This window comes from Ottowia caeni (assembly GCF_050821495.1).
Taxonomy (GTDB): Bacteria; Pseudomonadota; Gammaproteobacteria; order Burkholderiales; family Burkholderiaceae_C; genus Ottowia; species Ottowia caeni.
On sequence record NZ_CP151080.1, the window covers coordinates 1,816,842 to 1,833,206 of the forward strand.

Sequence of the window (16,365 nt, forward strand, 5' to 3'; positions counted from 1 at the left end):
GCAGAGTGGGAAGGGGTTTTATTGGGATGCGTTTCTGTGGGCGAAGTTCACGAGCCTGTGCCCCCTGCATTCCAGTGCAGCTTTTCGCGCAAGGTGTCGAAATAGGTCCATCCGCGGGGGTGCAGAAAGCGCACCCGGAATTCTGAGCTGCGCACCAGAATGCGGTCGCCATGATGCAGCGAGGTGACCGATTGCATGTCAAAGCTGGCGCTGGCGTCTCGTCCGGCGACAATTTCAATGGCTATTTCTACCGGATCGGCCAGTACGATCGGCCTGTTCGACAAGGTGTGCGGCGCAATGGGTACCAACACCCATGCAGGCACCAGCGGATGCAGTAGCGGGCCTCCGGCAGAGAGGGAGTAGGCGGTGGAGCCTGTGGGCGTGGCCACGATAATGCCGTCGGCCCGGTGGTTGGCCACGAAATGGCCGTCCACCTCGACCTTGAGCTCCACCATGCCGGAAGCGGAGCCCCGGTTGACCACGACATCGTTCATGGCGTGGGCTTCAAACACGCATTGGCCCTCCCGCATGATCCTTCCGAGCATCAGGCTACGATGGTCTTCCTCGAACTCGCCCGCCAGCATTAGTGGCAGTACCTCCCGGTATTGTTCGATGGAAATGTCGGTAATGAAGCCCAGGCGGCCTTGGTTAATACCGATCAACGGCGTACCGTATCGCGCAAGCTGACGCCCCACGCCGAGCATCGTGCCGTCACCGCCGACCACCACGCACAGATCGCAGTCTTCGCCAATCTCGTGTACATCAAGCGCAGGAAAGTCGGTGAGACCCGTGTTTTCGGCAGTTTGCTTCTCCAGCACGACTTCGCAGCCTAAACCCAGTAGGTACGCGCCGATCTCGGCGATCACTGCGCGCGCCGACTCCACAATCGCGCCGGAGACTGATTCATGGTACTTGCCAACGAGGGCGACGCGGTGAAAAGACAGATCCATTGGCAAATTACATCATAATGATTTGAACCTGAAAGCTGCCGCCAATTACTTTTTGCACTTTGAGGGCTAGATTAAGAAATACCCATGCTTGATGATCGTTCGCGCCTGTTGCTCAAGACGCTGATCGAGCGCTACATCGCTGATGGTCAGCCTATAGGCTCGCGCACCCTTTCACGTGTGCCTGGCCTGGAATTGTCTCCGGCCACCATTCGCAATGTCATGGCCGATCTGGAGGATTTGGGCCTTATAGCCAGCCCGCACACCTCTGCCGGACGCGTGCCCACCGCACGCGGTTACCGCCTGTTCGTCGACACCATGCTGACGGCTCAGCGAGAAGCGTTGGCGGCACCCACATTGCCGGCCGACCAGCCGCAAAAAGTCATCGCCAGCGCTGCGAATCTGTTGTCGAGCATGTCGCAGTTCGTCGGTGTGGTTATGGCGCCACGCCGCGGCTCCGTGTTCCGACACATTGAGTTTTTGCGTCTGTCGGAAAAGCGGCTCCTGCTGATCATCGTCGCGCCTGACGGAGATGTTCAGAACCGGGTTCTTTTCACTGAGACAGACTTCACTTCCTCGGAGCTGATTGAAGCTTCAAACTACCTCAACGCCAACTTCTCAGGCATGGCCATTGAGCAGGTGCGTACCCGTTTGCGGCAGGAGGTAGACAAGTTGCGTGGCGAGATCGCCGCGCTGATGCAGGCGGCGGTGCAAGCTGGCTCAGAGGCAATGAATGAGGCGCAGGACGAAGTCATCATTTCAGGTGAGCGAAACCTTTTGGCGGTGAGCGACTTCTCAAGTGATATGAATCAGCTGCGCCGAGCATTCGAGTTGTTTGAGCAAAAAACGCAGCTGATGCGCTTGCTGGATGTTTCTAGTCAGGCTGAGGGAGTGCGCATTTTCATTGGCGGTGAAAGCCAGATTGTGCCGGTGGAAGACCTTTCGGTGGTCAGTGCCCCCTATGAGGTAGACGGCCAGGTGGTAGGTACCCTGGGCGTGATCGGCCCGACACGCATGCCATATGACCGGATGATCCAGATCGTAGACATCACCTCGCGCTTGGTTACCAACGCGCTTAGCCAAGGCGGGCGTTAGTTGTCGATTGCGTTTTCGCCCTCGCTGGTCAGGCGGTTTTTTCTTCGTGCAAGTTAAGCGCCTGTTTCGTCAGGTCGCGCATCACGAATTTCTGGATCTTGCCCGTGATGGTCATGGGGAATGACTCCACGAAGCGGATGTATCGCGGCACCTTGTAGTGCGCGATCTTGCCTTGGCAGAATGCGCGAATCTCGTCGGCCGTGGCCTGCTGGCCACTCTTGAGAATGATCCAGGCGCACAACTCCTCGCCATATTTGCTGTCGGGCACACCGATAACCTGCACGTCCGAAACCGCCGGGTGGCGGTAAAGGAATTCTTCGATCTCGCGGGGGTAGACGTTTTCACCGCCACGTATGACCATGTCCTTGATGCGCCCGACGATGTTGACATAGCCCTCTGCGTCCATGGTCGCCAGATCGCCCGTATGCATCCAGCCACCTTCATCAATGGCCTCGCGCGTTTTCTCTGTGTCGCACCAGTAGCCGAGCATCACAGAGTACCCCTTGGTGCATAGCTCGCCAGTTGCCCCAACAGGTAGCGCTTCGCCCGTACCCGGATCAATCACCTTGATTTCCAGGTGTGGCTGGACGAGTCCTACGGTAGAGACACGTTTTTCCAGTGGAGTCTCGGTGGTGCTCTGGCAACTCACGGGGCTTGTTTCAGTCATGCCGTAGGCGATGGTGATTTCGCTCAAGTGCATCAACTCGACGACTTGCTTCATGACCTCTATGGGGCAGGGCGAGCCAGCCATGATGCCGGTGCGCAGGCTGGAGAGATCGAACTCCTTGAAGCGTGGGTGCGCCAACTCCGCGATGAACATGGTGGGTACACCGTGCAGCCCGGTACATTTCTCGGCCTGAACGGTTTCAAGCACCGTAAGCGGGTCGAATCCATCGTTTGGGTAGACGATGGTCGAACCGTGCGTGAGGCAAGCCAGATTGCCCAGCACCATGCCGAAGCAGTGGTACAAGGGAACGGGGATGCAAAGGCGGTCGTTCTCCGTCAGCTTCATGCATTCGCCGATGAAGAAACCGTTGTTCAGAATATTGCGGTGGGTGAGCGTGGCCCCCTTGGGGAAGCCGGTGGTGCCGCTGGTGAACTGAATGTTGATCGGGTCGTTGGCGTTGAGCGTTGCGCCAACTTCGGCAACATCCACATCATCGGGGTCGCCGCTTGCCAGAAGATCCGCGAAGCTCAGCATTCCGGGTACGGCGGTGTTGCCCAACTGCACCACGGTCTTGAGCTCTGGCGCCCTGGCGGCAGAGAGCTTGCCGGGGATCGCGGTTGCCAGTTCAGGTGCGAGTTCGTTCACAATCGCGAGGTAGTCGCTGGTCTTGAACGCAGTCATTGTCACCAGCATTTTGCAGCCGACCTTGTTAAGCGCGTATTCAAGCTCGGTCACGCGGTAGGCTGGATTGATGTTCACCAGCACAATGCCTACTTTGGCGGTGGCAAGCTGAATCAGCAGCCATTCGCTACTGTTGTGCGCCCAGATGCCGACCCGGTCGCCTTTGGTGAGTCCGGCCCGCATCAGAGCACTGGCCAAGCGGTTGGCCTCGCGATTGAGCTCGGCATAGGTCAGGCGTACGCCCTGATGCCGCGAAACCAGGGCTCCTCGCTCGGGAAAGCGAGACACCATGCTTTCAAAATGCAGCCCAATGGTGGCTTCAATCAGCGGGCAGTCAGCGCTGCCGACGTCATGACTCAGAGTGAGGCGATTCATGCTGGGGCCTTCCGTGCTTTAAGGGGCTTTTGTGTTTTTACGCTTCTATCACAACCTCAGCCAGAATGTGGCGCGCCTGAACCTGTTCGCCCAGGGTGGCGTGCAGCGACTGCAGGAGGCCGCTGATGGGCGCTGTGTGAACGTGCTCCATCTTCATCGCTTCCAGAACGAGTAGAGGCTGCCCGGCTTTGACGCTGTCTCCCGGGGCAGCCAGCACGGCCACCACTCTGCCGTTCATGGAGGCGCGTATCCGTCCATCGGTTGAAGTGTCTTGATGGCGAACCGTGGGCTGGTGCGTTTGATCCTCCAGGATGTACTGGCGTCCGGCATAGTGCAGCCAAAGATGGTTCAGGTCTCTTTCGAAGCTGACGTTTTCCATCAGGCCATCGAGGATGAACCGTGCTGCGTGAGGCTCCTGTGCTACCAAGGTCAGCTGATGCTCGTCTTGGTCGATGCTCTCTCCGCTGGCGTGAGTCAGCGTGAAATGCATTGGGCTTTTCTGCACGATGCTGATTTTTTTCGCGGCGTCGTCGAGCGTGAAACTCATGCGTAACGGCAGGTCGTGGGCCAGACGACGGGATTCTGGGGCGTGCTGGTCTTGCCGAGCAGTTTCACGGAGCAGCCACGCACCAATCAGTCCGGCGCGATCCGAGGCTGAGGAGTCGATTCTGAGCAGGTCGGCCTCATACTGGTCAATGAACGCCGTGGTGGTTGTGCCGCTTGCGAACGCCGGGTGAGCCAGACAGCGCACGAGAAACTCCTGGTTCGTGCGAACACCCAATGCCACGGTTTCTTGCAAACCGCGCAGCAACTTGCGCCGCGCTTCGTCGCGGGTGCGCCCATGTGAGATCAGTTTGGCGATCATGGAGTCGTAGTACGGGGCTATCTCTGACCCATCATTCAGCGCGTGCTCCGCACGTAAATCCTCTGGCGCCTGCCAACGGCGTATCGTGCCACTTTGCGGAATAAAACCCGTTGAAGCGTCCTCTGCGCACAGTCTCACCTCGATCGAGTGCCCCTCGAATCGAATGGATGCTTGATCTAGTGGCAATGGCTCGCCCGCCGCTACACGTAATTGCCATTCCACCAGGTCCAGCCCCGTAATGGCCTCTGTGACCGGATGCTCCACTTGCAGGCGGGTGTTCATTTCCATGAAGTAAAAATGACCGTCTTGGTCCAGAAGAAACTCCAGCGTGCCTGCGCCTTCGTAGCCGACGGCCTGGATGGCCTTCACCGCAGTGGCGCCCATTCGTTCGCGCAGCTCCGAGGAAACCGCTGGCGAAGGGGCTTCTTCAATCAGTTTCTGGTGGCGCCTTTGCACTGAGCAGTCGCGCTCGCCCAAATGCACGGCATGGCCGTGGCGATCGGCGAACACCTGAATTTCCACATGCCGTGGCTCCAGAATGGCGCGCTCCAGCAAGACGGTAGCGCTGCCAAAGGCATGGAGGGCTTCAGATTGAGCGCTGCTCAATAAGCCCGGAAACTCCTCAGCACGGCGTACCAGCCGCATGCCTCGCCCCCCGCCGCCTGCGGTGGCCTTGATCATCACTGGGTAGCCCAGGCGATCTGCTTCTTCGGCCAAGCGCTGCAAACTCTGATCTTCACCCTGGTAGCCTGGAATGCAGGGAACGCCGGCTTCCATCATCAGCGCCTTGGCACCGGCCTTGTCGCCCATGGCGCGCATCGCCTCTGGCGACGGCCCAATAAACACCAGCCCTGCCTCACGGCAAGCCTGCGCGAAAGCATCGTTTTCTGCCAGAAAGCCATAGCCCGGGTGCACAGCGTCGGCGCCCGCCATGCGAGCGGCCTCAATCAACGCCGGTATGCGCAAGTAAGACTCGGAGGGCAGTGGCCCGCCGATACAGACCGCCTGATCAGCCGTCAGAACGTGCGCTGCAGCTGCGTCCGCTTCGGAATACACCGCCACCGTGGCATAGCCCAGCCGGCTTGCGCAGCGCATGACTCGCAGGGCAATCTCACCACGGTTGGCGATCAGAATCTTGGAGAACGGCGTTGCTTGGGCCATGGGCTGTCGAGGGAGGGTGTTCGAGGGGGCGAATCAAGGCCGGGCGACGGCAAACTGCATGGGGCGCGGCTCGCGAGCCTGTGCCTCACGACAAACCTCCAGGACGGTAGTCAGCACGGCTCGCGTGTCGCGCGGATCAATCACACCATCGTCCAGCAGACGAGCACTGGTCGTGAAAACGCTGGTCTGGCTCTCGAATCGGTCGACGATGCGGTTGGTGAGTTCATCCAGCTTGGCAGTATCGACCTCGCCTTTTCTTCGCATGCCTGCTTCTGAAACTAGGCGCATGGTTTGCGCCGCCTGCTCGGCGCCCATGACGGCGGTGCGCGCATTGGGCCAGCTGAAGCAGAAGCGCGGCTGGAAGCCGTAACCGCACATGGCATAGTTTCCCGCGCCGTAAGACGCACCGCAATAAATCGTGATCTGCGGCACCGTGGCGTTCGTAACCGCCTGGATCATCTTGGAGCCATGCTTGATGATGCCTTCTTCCTCGTGCGTGCGCCCCACCATGAACCCCGTGGTGTTGTTCAGGTAAAGAATGGGTGTGCCGGTCTGGCAGCAGGCCTGAATGAAATGAGTGGCCTTCGAGGCGCCAGCAGAATCAATAGGGCCGTTGTTGGTGATCACGCCCAGGGGCCATCCTTCCAGCATGATGTGCCCGCAAATCGTGGCGCTGCCGTAGTTTTCGCCGAAAGCTAGGAAATCAGAATCGTCCGCAATGCGGGCAATGATCTGCCGCATGTCCACCGGCCGCTTGTGGTCGGCCGGCATAATGCCCAGCAGTTCCTCGGCATCGTAGCGCGGTGGCTTGAAGGTGCGCGGCGTCATGCTGGCTCTGGGTTGCCAGTCGATGCGGGCCAGCAGGTCTCGCACAATGCGAATGCCGTCGCGATCATCTTCGGCCAGGTAGTCGCCCAGGCCAGAGATGGTGGAATGCATCACAGCGCCGCCCAATTCCTCTTCGGTTGCGATTTCACCGGTAGCGGCCTTCAGCAGGGAGGGCCTGCCAGGAATGCACGCGAGCGCCCGCGCACAAGAATAATGTAGTCAGACAGCCCTGTCTGGTAGGCGCCGCCCGCTGTTGACGACCCATGCGTGACGGTAATGACCGGCAGCCCCAAGGCGGACATACGGGCGAGGTTACGAAACAGGGCGCCACCCCGAATAAAGTCTTCCACCCGGTACTGCATCAGGTTGGCCCCTGCGCTTTCCACCAGTTGAATGTAGGGGAGCTTGTTCTCGATGGCGATCGATTGAATGCGCAACTGCTTTTCAAGCCCCATGGGCTGCAGAGCACCGGCATCAATGCCCGAATCCGAGGCCAGCACCATGCAGCGAACCCCGCTCACAAACCCGATGCCTGCAACGACACCGCCCCCAGGCACGCTTTTGTCCAGATCGGGCGAGTCCATGCCCAGGCCCGCGAGCTTGGCGATCTCAAGAAAAGGAGCGCCGGGATCAAGCAGCAGCGACAGGCGTTCGCGCGGCAAGAGTTGCTGGCGTTTTTCAAAGCGCTCGCGTGCAGAGTCTGATTTGTCGCGTGTGCGTTGTTCGAACGCACGCACGCGCTTCAGCAGCCCGAGCATATGCTCACAGTTCGCGGCGAACGTCTTTCCGCCGAGGGCGACGGTGGATTCAATCTGAGGCATGGGCTGGATTGTTGCGCACGAAAGCGCTCATTGGCTCGGTGCGTAGGGTAAATCAGGGGGAGGCGAGCGTTCTTGCGCGCAGTGGCTGATGTGCATGTTGCACGCTCCGACCAGGTAAGCCAATAGGAGGCGGAAGGAGCGTGAGTGCAGGCAATGATTTGCCCAGTCTGATTTGCCGAGCCTGATTTGCCGAGCCTGATTTGCCGAGCCTGATTTGCCGAGCCTCGCTACGCTATAGAATAGAAGGCTTCGAGGGGCGTTAGCTCAGTTGGTTAGAGCAGGGGACTCATAATCCCTTGGTCGCAGGTTCGAGCCCTGCACGCCCTACCAGTCAATACAAGGAAACCGTGCTATTCAAAAGATAGCACGGTTTTTCTTTTTCGGGTGCTTGTACGCAATCTGTAAGCAACTTGGCCGAATGCAGCCGCCAGCACCAGTATTCATAAAGCCCCACCGCGGGGGCATTTGGGGGAAGGCTGGCGGGTTCATTCAGGCGTGCGTCCGGACCCAGTTTCTCAGGGCTTCATTGATGCGGGTTTGCCAGCCATCACCCGATGCCTTGAATTTCTCCAGCACCTCCACGTCCAGGCGCAATGTGACCTGGGCTTTGGTGCCACTGCCCAGCGGGCGGCCACGGCGTGCCAGGGGCTTGACCTGCTCCCACTCGGCATCGGTGAGCGGCACGGCGTTAGGGTCTGCCAGCGCAGCGGCGGTAATGGCGGCGTCCTCGGCAGGTGTAGGCAGGATGGTTCCGGCTTTAAGTTTCGGCATAGCGTTTCACCTCTTGGCTGTTGGCCTTTCTCAAACTGATGATGCGGCGCTCGGTCGGCTTCTCTGGCGGGCGGTCAACAAACACCATCGCCATGATGCGTAGGCCGATGTATCCCAATGCCACCATGCGGGCCTCACCATAGTCCCGGCGGGTGTCCGGCCACACTACGGCGGTTTCCCATTCAAAGCCTACTGCTTCGGTCAGTGAGACGCCATGCTTTGCAACATTAGCGGCGTTTTTGGCTGGGTCGAACGTCACATCCATCGATTAGTGTAGCTACGTTTATTAGAAGTTCAAGGATTATTTGTGGTTGCGTTATTTGAAGCGGCACCCACCGCGCGCAGCGCACCGGGCGCGGCATCGGCATCAAACAAAATCCCGGCCTGTTCCAGAATCGAAGCCTCGATGCGCTCATGGTGCATGCGCAGCAGGTGGGTGCGACACCGCGGTGCGCGGCATATCGGGCCAGCCATTTCATACCGATCCTCCGTCGATGAAAGGCGGTGATGACGACCGGCACCATAGTGGGTCGATCCATTCGCTTTGGGCTGAGGGCTCGGCTGGCTTAGTGAGTATGCGAAGTTGAGGGCATGCAGGTGACCGAGGATCGGCTTGATGTGCAGTCCGTTGAAACCGGACTGATGGCGCACGAAGACGGACGCGCAAGAGTGCGTCAAACAATGCCAGTGATGACATGGGAGCTCCTATTTAGCCGCGTTCGACGACAGTCCGGGGCGGCAAGCTGGACAACAAATCCCCCGTGACCCGCAGGTGGGTCAGGCCACAATCAGGAGCAAAGGGTTGTGGTTACCGTGCGGCAACGGAAACTAAAAAGCCGTCGCGGGGACGGCTGATGCCCGCTTGGTTGTCCGCATGGACCACATCCGCATCTTGCGTACCACCTTGCCCGGGGAGGCAGGTTGGCCAGGCAACGCCTGTTCTTGATGTGATTGCAGTATAGCCAATGATGGGAAATTGAGTGCGACTGTTCGAAAAATATCGAAAAATGTCATTCGGATGGGTTATACTTTCGGCTTCGCTTCGGTAGTGAGGCGGTTGTTGAGGCAGTCATTCAAGAAGCCAAAAAATTTCTTGAATGCAGATGAAGTTCTGCAAATTCTGCCAAAATTTCCGTGTTATACTCGAATGCTTAGGGCGGCTGTAGCTCAGTTGGATAGAGTACTTGGCTACGAACCAAGGGGTCGTGGGTTCGAATCCTGCCAGCCGCACCAAAATGTATGAAGGGTTGCAACTTAATTGTTGCAACCCTTTTTTACTTGGTGCCGTCAACATCAGATGTGCGCCCTCCAATCCAGTTGCTGCTGCAATCTGGTTAGCCTGCGGGCACGGATCGGGCTGGCTGCAAGCGAACCGCAACGGTTCGTTGCACATGCCTCAATGCTCCTATTCCAGACCTCGGGAGCCTCTGCAAAACCCGCTTCGAGGCCGAACAATGCGGTGCCGCGAGGGGCTTTGCACGCGCTATTTTTTAAACGAAGAACAATTGCTTACTGACAATAGCCATATGCTATGCTGCCACAAGGCCAATAGAGGTAGCGTTGAAAGGTCGCAGCTTCTCATTTTTCAGCAACTGTAGCGCAAGGAGCGTCCAGTGACGTCACGCTTGGAGCCAACACAGCCTCATGTGTGGTCCTATATTCGGAATCCGAGCATTTTTGTTCTGGCACTTGTTGCCAGCATGGTTGTGTACTGGGGGTTGCTGCAGGCTTCTCACGATCAGATGCGTGTAGAGGCACGGGTTGTTGCGCAGCGCTTGGCTAGTCAGGCGGCGCATGCGCTGGCCATGCAGCTTAATACCGCTGTCCGAGAGGTCGATCACTACACCCGCCATTTGGGGCTCATGTGGCTGGAAGAGAATCCGGCAGGCTTTGATGAAGGCGTGAGCGTTTCCATGTCTACCCTGCCACGGGGCGGGATCGTATCGGTTTCTGTAGTAGATGCCAAAGGCGATGTGGTGTACTCGCGGCTGAGTGGCAAACAGGCAAACTTCCGACCATTGCCTGTGGTTACGATCCAGGATCGAGAGCATTTCAAGGTGCACACAAAAGCCGGAAGTTCCATCTTGTTCGTTAGTGAGCCCGTGAAGGGGCGCATCTCCCAACAGTGGACAGTTCAGTTTGCGAGGGGGCTATGGCACGAGGGGCGATTCGCCGGGGTTATTGTCATTTCGGTTTCAACCGAGTACCTGTCTGGAACACTGAAGTCAATTTTTCCGGACGCTACCGATGCCGCCTCGCTGGTCAATGCGTCGGGCGTGTATCTGGCTCGCTCATACTATCTGTCCGAGGTGCTGGGCACAAAGCTGCCCGCCAGTCGTCCTTTCATACTTTTCCCTGAGAAAAAGCACGGCGAGTATGAAGTCAGGGCCAATGTCGATCAAACTGATCGTCTGTACAGCTGGCGCCGTTTAGACGAGTATCCGCTGGTGGTATTGGTAGGCCTGGGAGCCCAGAACGCGCTGGCCAACACAGAACAGGCCATTCGCGATAGTCGTTGGCAAAGCGGTGGTGGGTCGGCGGTGCTCCTGCTGACAGCGCTGGTCGTTGCTTGGCAGTGGGCCAGGGGAACACGCCGCGAGGCCATTGCACAAAAGGTACGCGAAAGTCTTGAGCTGGCCACGCAGGGTGGAAACGTGGGTATCTGGGACTACGAGGTGGCCCGCCAGAAACTGGGTGTGAACTCTCTGTTCTGCAAGCTGCTCGGCCTGAATCCGATGACGGCCGAAATCACCATGAGCAACTGGGAAGATCTGTTGCACCCAGAAGACAAGCTACGTTTCACGGACGATTTCGTCTCCTGCATTGCTGGTAAGGCAGGTGCCTGGTCCGGCAACTACCGCATGAAGCATACTGATGGGCGAGTGCTACAAGTGGCTGTTCATGGCCGCGTGGTCGAGCTGGATGACAACGGTCACACCAAAAGATGTGCAGGCACGCTGCAGGATGTCACCAGAAGTCATCAGACCGCCGTGGCGCTGAAGGAAAGCGAGACCAGGCTGCGCACGGCCCTCAGTGCAGTGCGTGATGGGCTTTGGGAGTTCAACCACCAAACCCATGAGGCGCACTGGGACCGCGCCATTCGTGACATGCTCGGCTACCATGATGCGCCCTCAGTTCTGTCACTGGAAGCTTTGTTGGGGATGATGCATCCGGGAGATTACGCGCAAAAAAGCGAAGAGGCGCGGCGTATTTTTTCTGGAGACACCGTGGTCGCGATGGATATCGAGTTCCGACTGCGCAAGGCTGACGGTCATTGGTTGTGGGTGCAAGCTCGCGGCAATGTGGTTGAACGATTACCCCAAGGCTATGCCTTGCGTTCCGTGGGCACGATTTCCGACATCAGTCGCAGGGTGGCAGAAGCCCAGTTGCGAGACGCACTCCTGAACCGAAGTTCATCTGCCATCTTGCTAACAAGCCCGCACAGGAAGATGGTTGAAGCCAACGCAAAATTCAGCCAGCTGTTCCTGAAGCCTGGTCAGAGTTATTCCAGCATGGATGTCAGGCAAGTGCATGCTGATGATGCGAGCTGGGAGCGGTTTGGATTGCTTTACAACACGGTCCGCACAAAAGGTTTTGTGAGTACGGAGCACCTCCTCAAAGCTGCAGATGGAAGGCTCCGCTGGTTTGATGTGCAAGGCGTGTTGCAGGACCCTGAAGACCCTGACAGCAACATCATCTGGACATGGACCGATGTCACCGACCGTCACGATGCCATGGAAGCGCTGACGATAGAAACCACCCGTTTGTCAGCCCTGATTCAGAACTTTCCTGGTGGCGTTTTGATTGAAGACGATCGCGATTCCGTCGCCTTTGTGAACGAGGCATGGGGTCGTTTGCTGGGTCTGGATATAGAAGTCAGGCAAATAATTGGGCTGGACGATCTCCGGATGAGGGAGTTGCTAGGCCCAACGATTTCAGGCTGGCTGCGCTCAGCGCAGCCTGGCCGATCCGGCGAAAGCCGGAAAATCCACGAAGTGGCGACGCCCCAAGGCATTTACCTGGAAATTGAGCACGTGGAGATACAGCAAGACGATAAGTGCATTGGATTCTTGTGGCTGTTACGTGATATTACCGACCGTAAACAGCGCGAGCTGGAACTTACTCGCCTGGCCTCCACTGATGTGCTGACCGGTTTGCCAAACAGACGCAGCTTCACGCAAAGCTTGCAGCATGCACACCGGCAGACCGCATTCAATCACCGACCGCCGAGCGTCGTCATGATGCTGGATATCGATTTCTTCAAGAGAGTGAACGATAGTTATGGGCATGCCGTTGGAGATGTCGCACTGCAGCATGTAGCGCAGATAATGCGCGAAACCGTGCGGGCCACGGATGTACCTGGTCGCCTTGGCGGTGAAGAGTTTGCCGTCTTGTTGCCCCACACCAACTTGGCCATAGGCTTGGAAATTGCAGAGCGCATTCGCAAGAGAATCGAGAGTGCCGTTATTAAAGCAGATGAGCATCGGATACAGATCACCATCAGTATCGGTGTGTCGGTTTTGAACACCGACACACCGCCAGAGATTGCACTGCAACAGGCGGACGATGCGCTTTATCACGTGAAGCAAACGGGACGAAACGGTGTCCGTGCGTTCATGGCTGACGTGCCGTTCCAGGGAGCATCTTGAATGGGTAAAGGTGCACAATTTCAAGACTTTTAGTGTTTAGGGTGTTCATATGTTCACAGGCATCATTACTGCCGTCGGCCACATCTCCGAGGTGCGGGATTTGGGTGAAAGCAGCGCGCATGGCAAGCAATTGACCGTGGAGGCCCCACCGGGCTACCTGGATGATGTGGGGTTGGGCGACAGCATCGCCATTAATGGCGCCTGCATGACGGCAACTGCCATTGATACCGTTACATGCAGGTTTGCAATTGACATATCTGCAGAGTCGCTGGCGCGCACAAGCGGTCTTGATCGGACTGGCCCGGTCAATCTGGAGAAAGCGCTGCGCGCGAACGACAGATTGGGCGGTCACATCGTTTCGGGTCATGTCGATGGCATCGGCACGGTAGAACAGTTTGAAGCAGTGGGTGAAAGCTGGCTGCTGCGTGTGCTGGCGCCTGGTGCGCTGGCCAAGTATCTGGCCTACAAAGGCTCCATTACCGTCAACGGAGTGAGCCTGACGGTCAATCAGGTGGAAGATGTGGCGCAAGGCTGCGTGATCAGCATCAACCTGATCCCCCACACGGTGCAGAACACGGCGCTGCATGCGCTCGCGCCAGGGGTGAAGGTCAACCTGGAGATTGATCTGATTGCACGTTACGTCGAAAGAATGCTGTCCGTGGAAGCTCGGGGGGCGATGCCTACAATCTCCAGATAACAATACCCAAGCCTCCGTGGCATTCATATATGCAATTGCAGCCCTCCGTATTCAAGGCCTACGATATCCGTGGTACCACGCCGACCACGCTGAACGAACCTGTCGCTGAAGCGCTTGGTCGTGCTTTTGGCACGCAGGCCATGGCGCTGGGCGAGACCACGGTGGCGGTGGGCCGCGATGGGCGTCTTTCAGGGCCGGCTTTGTCTGCTGCTCTGATTCGTGGGCTGGTGGCTGCGGGCGTGCAGGTGATCGACATCGGCATGGCGACCACGCCCATGCTTTATTTTGCAGCCAACACACTTTGTACCAGCGGAATTCAGGTAACCGGGAGCCACAACCCGCGCGACGACAACGGCTTCAAGATGGTGCTGGCCGGCCGAGCGATCTACGGGGAAGATATTCAAGCCCTGCGCCGGATGATGGAAGAGGAAAGCTGGAAGCTTAGCGCGGGCGGCAGTGCGCGCACGCACGACGTGCTGCCTGCGTACCAGGCGCGGATCGTGGGCGACATTCGTCTTGCTCGGCCAATGAAAATCGTTGTGGATGCGGGCAACGGCGTGGCCGGCGCCACGGCTCCCGCCATACTGCGCGCCATAGGCTGCGAGGTGATCGAACTGTTCTGCGAGGTGGATGGCAGCTTTCCCAATCACCACCCAGATCCGAGCAAGCCGGACAATCTGCGCGATGTGATTGAGGCTCTGAAAACCTCTGATGCAGAACTAGGGCTGGCGTTTGACGGAGACGGTGATCGGTTGGGCATCGTGACCAAAGATGGGCAAAACATTTACCCCGACCGGCAGATGATGCTGTTTGCACAAGACGTGCTTTCGCGGGTGCCTGGGGGTACCGTGTTGTTCGACGTGAAATGCACACAGCGTTTGGCGCCGGCCATTGCCGCTGCCGGAGGCACGCCTCTGATGTTCCGCACAGGCCACTCGCTCATCAAGGCCAAGATGAAGGAGGTGGACGCTCCGCTGGGCGGCGAGATGAGCGGCCATATTTTCTTCAAGGAACGGTGGTACGGCTTTGACGATGGAACCTATGCTGGCGGCCGCTTACTTGAAATTCTCAGCCGTCATGCAGACCCGAGCGCGCTGTTGAATGGACTTCCGACCAGTTTTTCCACGCCAGAGTTGAATGTGGCTTGCGAGGAGGGTGAGCCGCATCGGCTGGCGGCTGAGTTGCAGGGGTTGGCCGCAGGTGCTTTCGCTGAGCCCGCTGTTGTCAATACCATCGACGGCCTGCGCGTCGATTGGCCCGATGGCTTTGGCTTGATTCGGGCAAGCAATACCACGCCTATGCTGGTGCTCCGCTTCGAAGGGCACACGCCTGAGGCGTTGAAGCGGATCGAGGGCGAAATGCTGGCCTTGCTACAGCGTGTGAAGCCTGGGGCGCAGGTAGGTGCGTCTGCGCATTAGGCGGCTGGTCTGCTGGTTCCATGCTCCGCCTCGCTTACAACTTCGCCGCTTGGCTCGCTCAGCCGCTGCTGCGCCGCAAGCTTGCTCGTCGCGCCTTGGCAGAACCCGGTTATGGGAGGCTGATAGAAGAGCGCTTTGGCAGTTACGAGGTGGCTCAGCCACGCGGCCCGGGACCGTGGGTATGGATTCACGCGGTTTCTCTTGGCGAAACGCGAGCTGCGGCCATTTTGCTGGCGGCGCTGCGTGAGCGAGAGCCTGGCCTGCGTTTGCTGCTGACGCATGGCACGGCAACCGGACGGGCTGAGGGGGAGAAACTGCTGCAGCCCGGTGATGTGCAGGTTTGGCAGCCGTGGGACACCCTTGGGGCAGTGCGCCGGTTTCTTGATCGCTTTCGGCCCGACCTCGGTATTCTGATGGAAACTGAGATCTGGCCGAACCTCCTTTGGAGAGTGCTGGGCGGGGTATCCCGTTGGCACTCGCCAATGCCAGGCTCTCAGAGAAATCGCTCCGCGCAGCGGAACGCGGGGGACAATTGATGCGACCGGCTTACGGTGCGCTAACCGTTGCGTGGGCTCAGACCGAGGACGATGCCGCGCGCCTGCGGGCCATTGGCGTGCGGCAGGTGAGTGTGCTGGGCAACTTGAAGTTTGATGTGCAACTCGACCCTGCTCAGATGGCGCGTGGGCGTGCGTGGCGCGCGGCAAGCGCACGGCCGGTCGTCATGTTTGCCAGCTCGCGCGAAGGGGAAGAGGCTGAGTTTCTTAGGTGCCTCAAGGGTACAGGCGCGCCCTTTGCGCCCCCTGAATCGGCAGGCGTTCAATGGCTCATTGTTCCACGCCATCCGCAGCGTTTTGATGAGGTGGCTGGGCTGATCGAAAGCCACGGCCTGAGCGTCAGCCGTCGTTCCACCTGGGGGAAGCTTCTCCCGCGCCTGCGGATGTTTGGCTGGGCGACAGCCTGGGCGAGATGGTGGCCTACTATGGATCGGCCGACGCAGCTCTGCTGGGGGGTAGCTTTGCGCCCTTGGGAGGGCAGAATCTCATTGAGGCGGCTGCCTGCGGCTGCCCGGTGCTCATGGGGCCGCATACCTTCAACTTTGCGGAGGCCGCTCGTCTGGCGGAAAGCGCCGGCGCCGCGCGGCGCGTGCCCGATCTTGCTGCAGGTTTCACTGATTCCTGCAAGCTTGTACACGACCGAGATGTGCAGGCTGCCATGAAACAGTCGGCGCTGGGCTTTGCAAATGCGCATCGCGGTGCTGCCAGGCGCACAGCTGATGCCGCTTTGGCTCTGATTCAGGAACGATTTTTCACGGTTCCATGTACTGATGCTGCTGCGTAGGGGTTACCCTTAGATTGTTTCCATCTGCAAAAAAGCAGCCCAAGGGATTTAA

Annotated in this window: 10 protein-coding genes, 2 tRNA genes, 2 pseudogenes and 1 riboswitch; of the genes and pseudogenes, 7 read left to right on the plus strand and 7 right to left on the minus strand. The window is 58.5% G+C overall.

Going from position 1 to position 16,365, the window contains the following annotated elements; all coding sequences use genetic code 11:
• Positions 1–47: 47 nt before the first annotated feature.
• Positions 48–950 carry an NAD kinase gene (locus AAAK34_RS08785; RefSeq protein WP_231695091.1) on the minus strand — a complete coding sequence of 301 codons (903 nt, stop codon included), beginning with the start codon at positions 948–950 and terminating at the stop codon, positions 48–50.
• 84 nt (positions 951–1,034) lie between these two features.
• On the opposite strand from AAAK34_RS08785, the gene hrcA reads away from it, so the two are divergent.
• Positions 1,035–2,042: a heat-inducible transcriptional repressor HrcA gene (gene hrcA, locus AAAK34_RS08790; protein WP_231695090.1), complete on the plus strand. Its 1,008-nt coding sequence runs from the start codon at positions 1,035–1,037 to the stop codon at positions 2,040–2,042.
• Between the two features lie 28 nt (positions 2,043–2,070).
• On the opposite strand, the gene AAAK34_RS08795 is transcribed toward hrcA, so the two are convergent.
• The 3 genes and pseudogenes from AAAK34_RS08795 to AAAK34_RS08805 form a co-directional block, all read right to left on the minus strand.
• Positions 2,071–3,765, minus strand: coding sequence for an AMP-binding protein (locus tag AAAK34_RS08795; protein ID WP_231695089.1), 1,695 nt, complete (start codon positions 3,763–3,765; stop codon positions 2,071–2,073).
• A 37-nt stretch (positions 3,766–3,802) separates the two neighbouring features.
• A complete protein-coding gene (locus tag AAAK34_RS08800) occupies positions 3,803–5,791 on the minus strand; it encodes an acetyl/propionyl/methylcrotonyl-CoA carboxylase subunit alpha (RefSeq protein WP_231695088.1) in 1,989 nt (662 codons plus the stop codon).
• Positions 5,792–5,824: 33 nt separating this feature from the next.
• Positions 5,825–7,440 (minus strand): annotated as a pseudogene (locus AAAK34_RS08805) (acyl-CoA carboxylase subunit beta).
• A 253-nt stretch (positions 7,441–7,693) separates the two neighbouring features.
• Here AAAK34_RS08805 and AAAK34_RS08810 point away from each other — a divergent pair.
• Positions 7,694–7,770 (plus strand) — tRNA-Ile (locus tag AAAK34_RS08810).
• Positions 7,771–7,929: 159 nt separating this feature from the next.
• On the opposite strand, the gene AAAK34_RS08815 is transcribed toward AAAK34_RS08810, so the two are convergent.
• From AAAK34_RS08815 to AAAK34_RS08825, 3 genes are read right to left on the minus strand one after another with little or no spacing between them, the layout of a single operon-like run.
• On the minus strand, positions 7,930–8,211 hold the full coding sequence (locus AAAK34_RS08815) for a BrnA antitoxin family protein (RefSeq protein ID WP_231695086.1): 282 nt from the start codon (positions 8,209–8,211) through the stop codon (positions 7,930–7,932).
• Positions 8,198–8,476: a BrnT family toxin gene (locus AAAK34_RS08820; protein ID WP_231695085.1), complete on the minus strand. Its 279-nt coding sequence runs from the start codon at positions 8,474–8,476 to the stop codon at positions 8,198–8,200. The genes AAAK34_RS08815 and AAAK34_RS08820 overlap by 14 nt, the downstream gene beginning before the upstream one ends.
• A gap of 29 nt (positions 8,477–8,505) precedes the next feature.
• On the minus strand, positions 8,506–8,634 hold the full coding sequence (locus tag AAAK34_RS08825; RefSeq protein WP_431777941.1) for a hypothetical protein: 129 nt from the start codon (positions 8,632–8,634) through the stop codon (positions 8,506–8,508).
• A 429-nt stretch (positions 8,635–9,063) separates the two neighbouring features.
• Positions 9,064–9,165, minus strand: a riboswitch (SAM-I-IV-variant riboswitch).
• Between the two features lie 202 nt (positions 9,166–9,367).
• Between AAAK34_RS08825 and AAAK34_RS08830 the strand changes: the two genes are divergently transcribed.
• The 5 genes and pseudogenes from AAAK34_RS08830 (at position 9,368) to AAAK34_RS08850 (ending at position 16,313) form a co-directional block, all read left to right on the plus strand.
• Positions 9,368–9,444: transfer RNA gene (locus AAAK34_RS08830), tRNA-Arg, on the plus strand.
• 380 nt (positions 9,445–9,824) lie between these two features.
• Entirely contained in the window at positions 9,825–12,860 is a 3,036-nt protein-coding gene (locus tag AAAK34_RS08835; RefSeq protein ID WP_231695083.1) for a diguanylate cyclase, read from the plus strand.
• Between the two features lie 49 nt (positions 12,861–12,909).
• Entirely contained in the window at positions 12,910–13,557 is a 648-nt protein-coding gene (locus AAAK34_RS08840) for a riboflavin synthase (RefSeq protein ID WP_231695082.1), read from the plus strand.
• Positions 13,558–13,586: 29 nt separating this feature from the next.
• A complete protein-coding gene (locus tag AAAK34_RS08845) occupies positions 13,587–14,975 on the plus strand; it encodes a phosphomannomutase/phosphoglucomutase (protein WP_231695081.1) in 1,389 nt (462 codons plus the stop codon).
• 20 nt (positions 14,976–14,995) lie between these two features.
• Positions 14,996–16,313 (plus strand): annotated as a pseudogene (locus tag AAAK34_RS08850) (3-deoxy-D-manno-octulosonic acid transferase).
• The last annotated feature ends 52 nt before the right edge of the window (positions 16,314–16,365 follow it).

Coding starts and splice junctions, on each gene's coding strand:
- AAAK34_RS08785 (WP_231695091.1), bottom strand. CDS start 950: ATGGATCTGTCTTTTCACCGCGTCGCCCTCGTTGGCAAGTACCATGAA.
- hrcA (WP_231695090.1), top strand. CDS start 1,035: ATGCTTGATGATCGTTCGCGCCTGTTGCTCAAGACGCTGATCGAGCGC.
- AAAK34_RS08795 (WP_231695089.1), bottom strand. CDS start 3,765: ATGAATCGCCTCACTCTGAGTCATGACGTCGGCAGCGCTGACTGCCCG.
- AAAK34_RS08800 (WP_231695088.1), bottom strand. CDS start 5,791: ATGGCCCAAGCAACGCCGTTCTCCAAGATTCTGATCGCCAACCGTGGT.
- AAAK34_RS08815 (WP_231695086.1), bottom strand. CDS start 8,211: ATGCCGAAACTTAAAGCCGGAACCATCCTGCCTACACCTGCCGAGGAC.
- AAAK34_RS08820 (WP_231695085.1), bottom strand. CDS start 8,476: ATGGATGTGACGTTCGACCCAGCCAAAAACGCCGCTAATGTTGCAAAG.
- AAAK34_RS08825 (WP_431777941.1), bottom strand. CDS start 8,634: ATGCACCATGAGCGCATCGAGGCTTCGATTCTGGAACAGGCCGGGATT.
- AAAK34_RS08840 (WP_231695082.1), top strand. CDS start 12,910: ATGTTCACAGGCATCATTACTGCCGTCGGCCACATCTCCGAGGTGCGG.
- AAAK34_RS08845 (WP_231695081.1), top strand. CDS start 13,587: ATGCAATTGCAGCCCTCCGTATTCAAGGCCTACGATATCCGTGGTACC.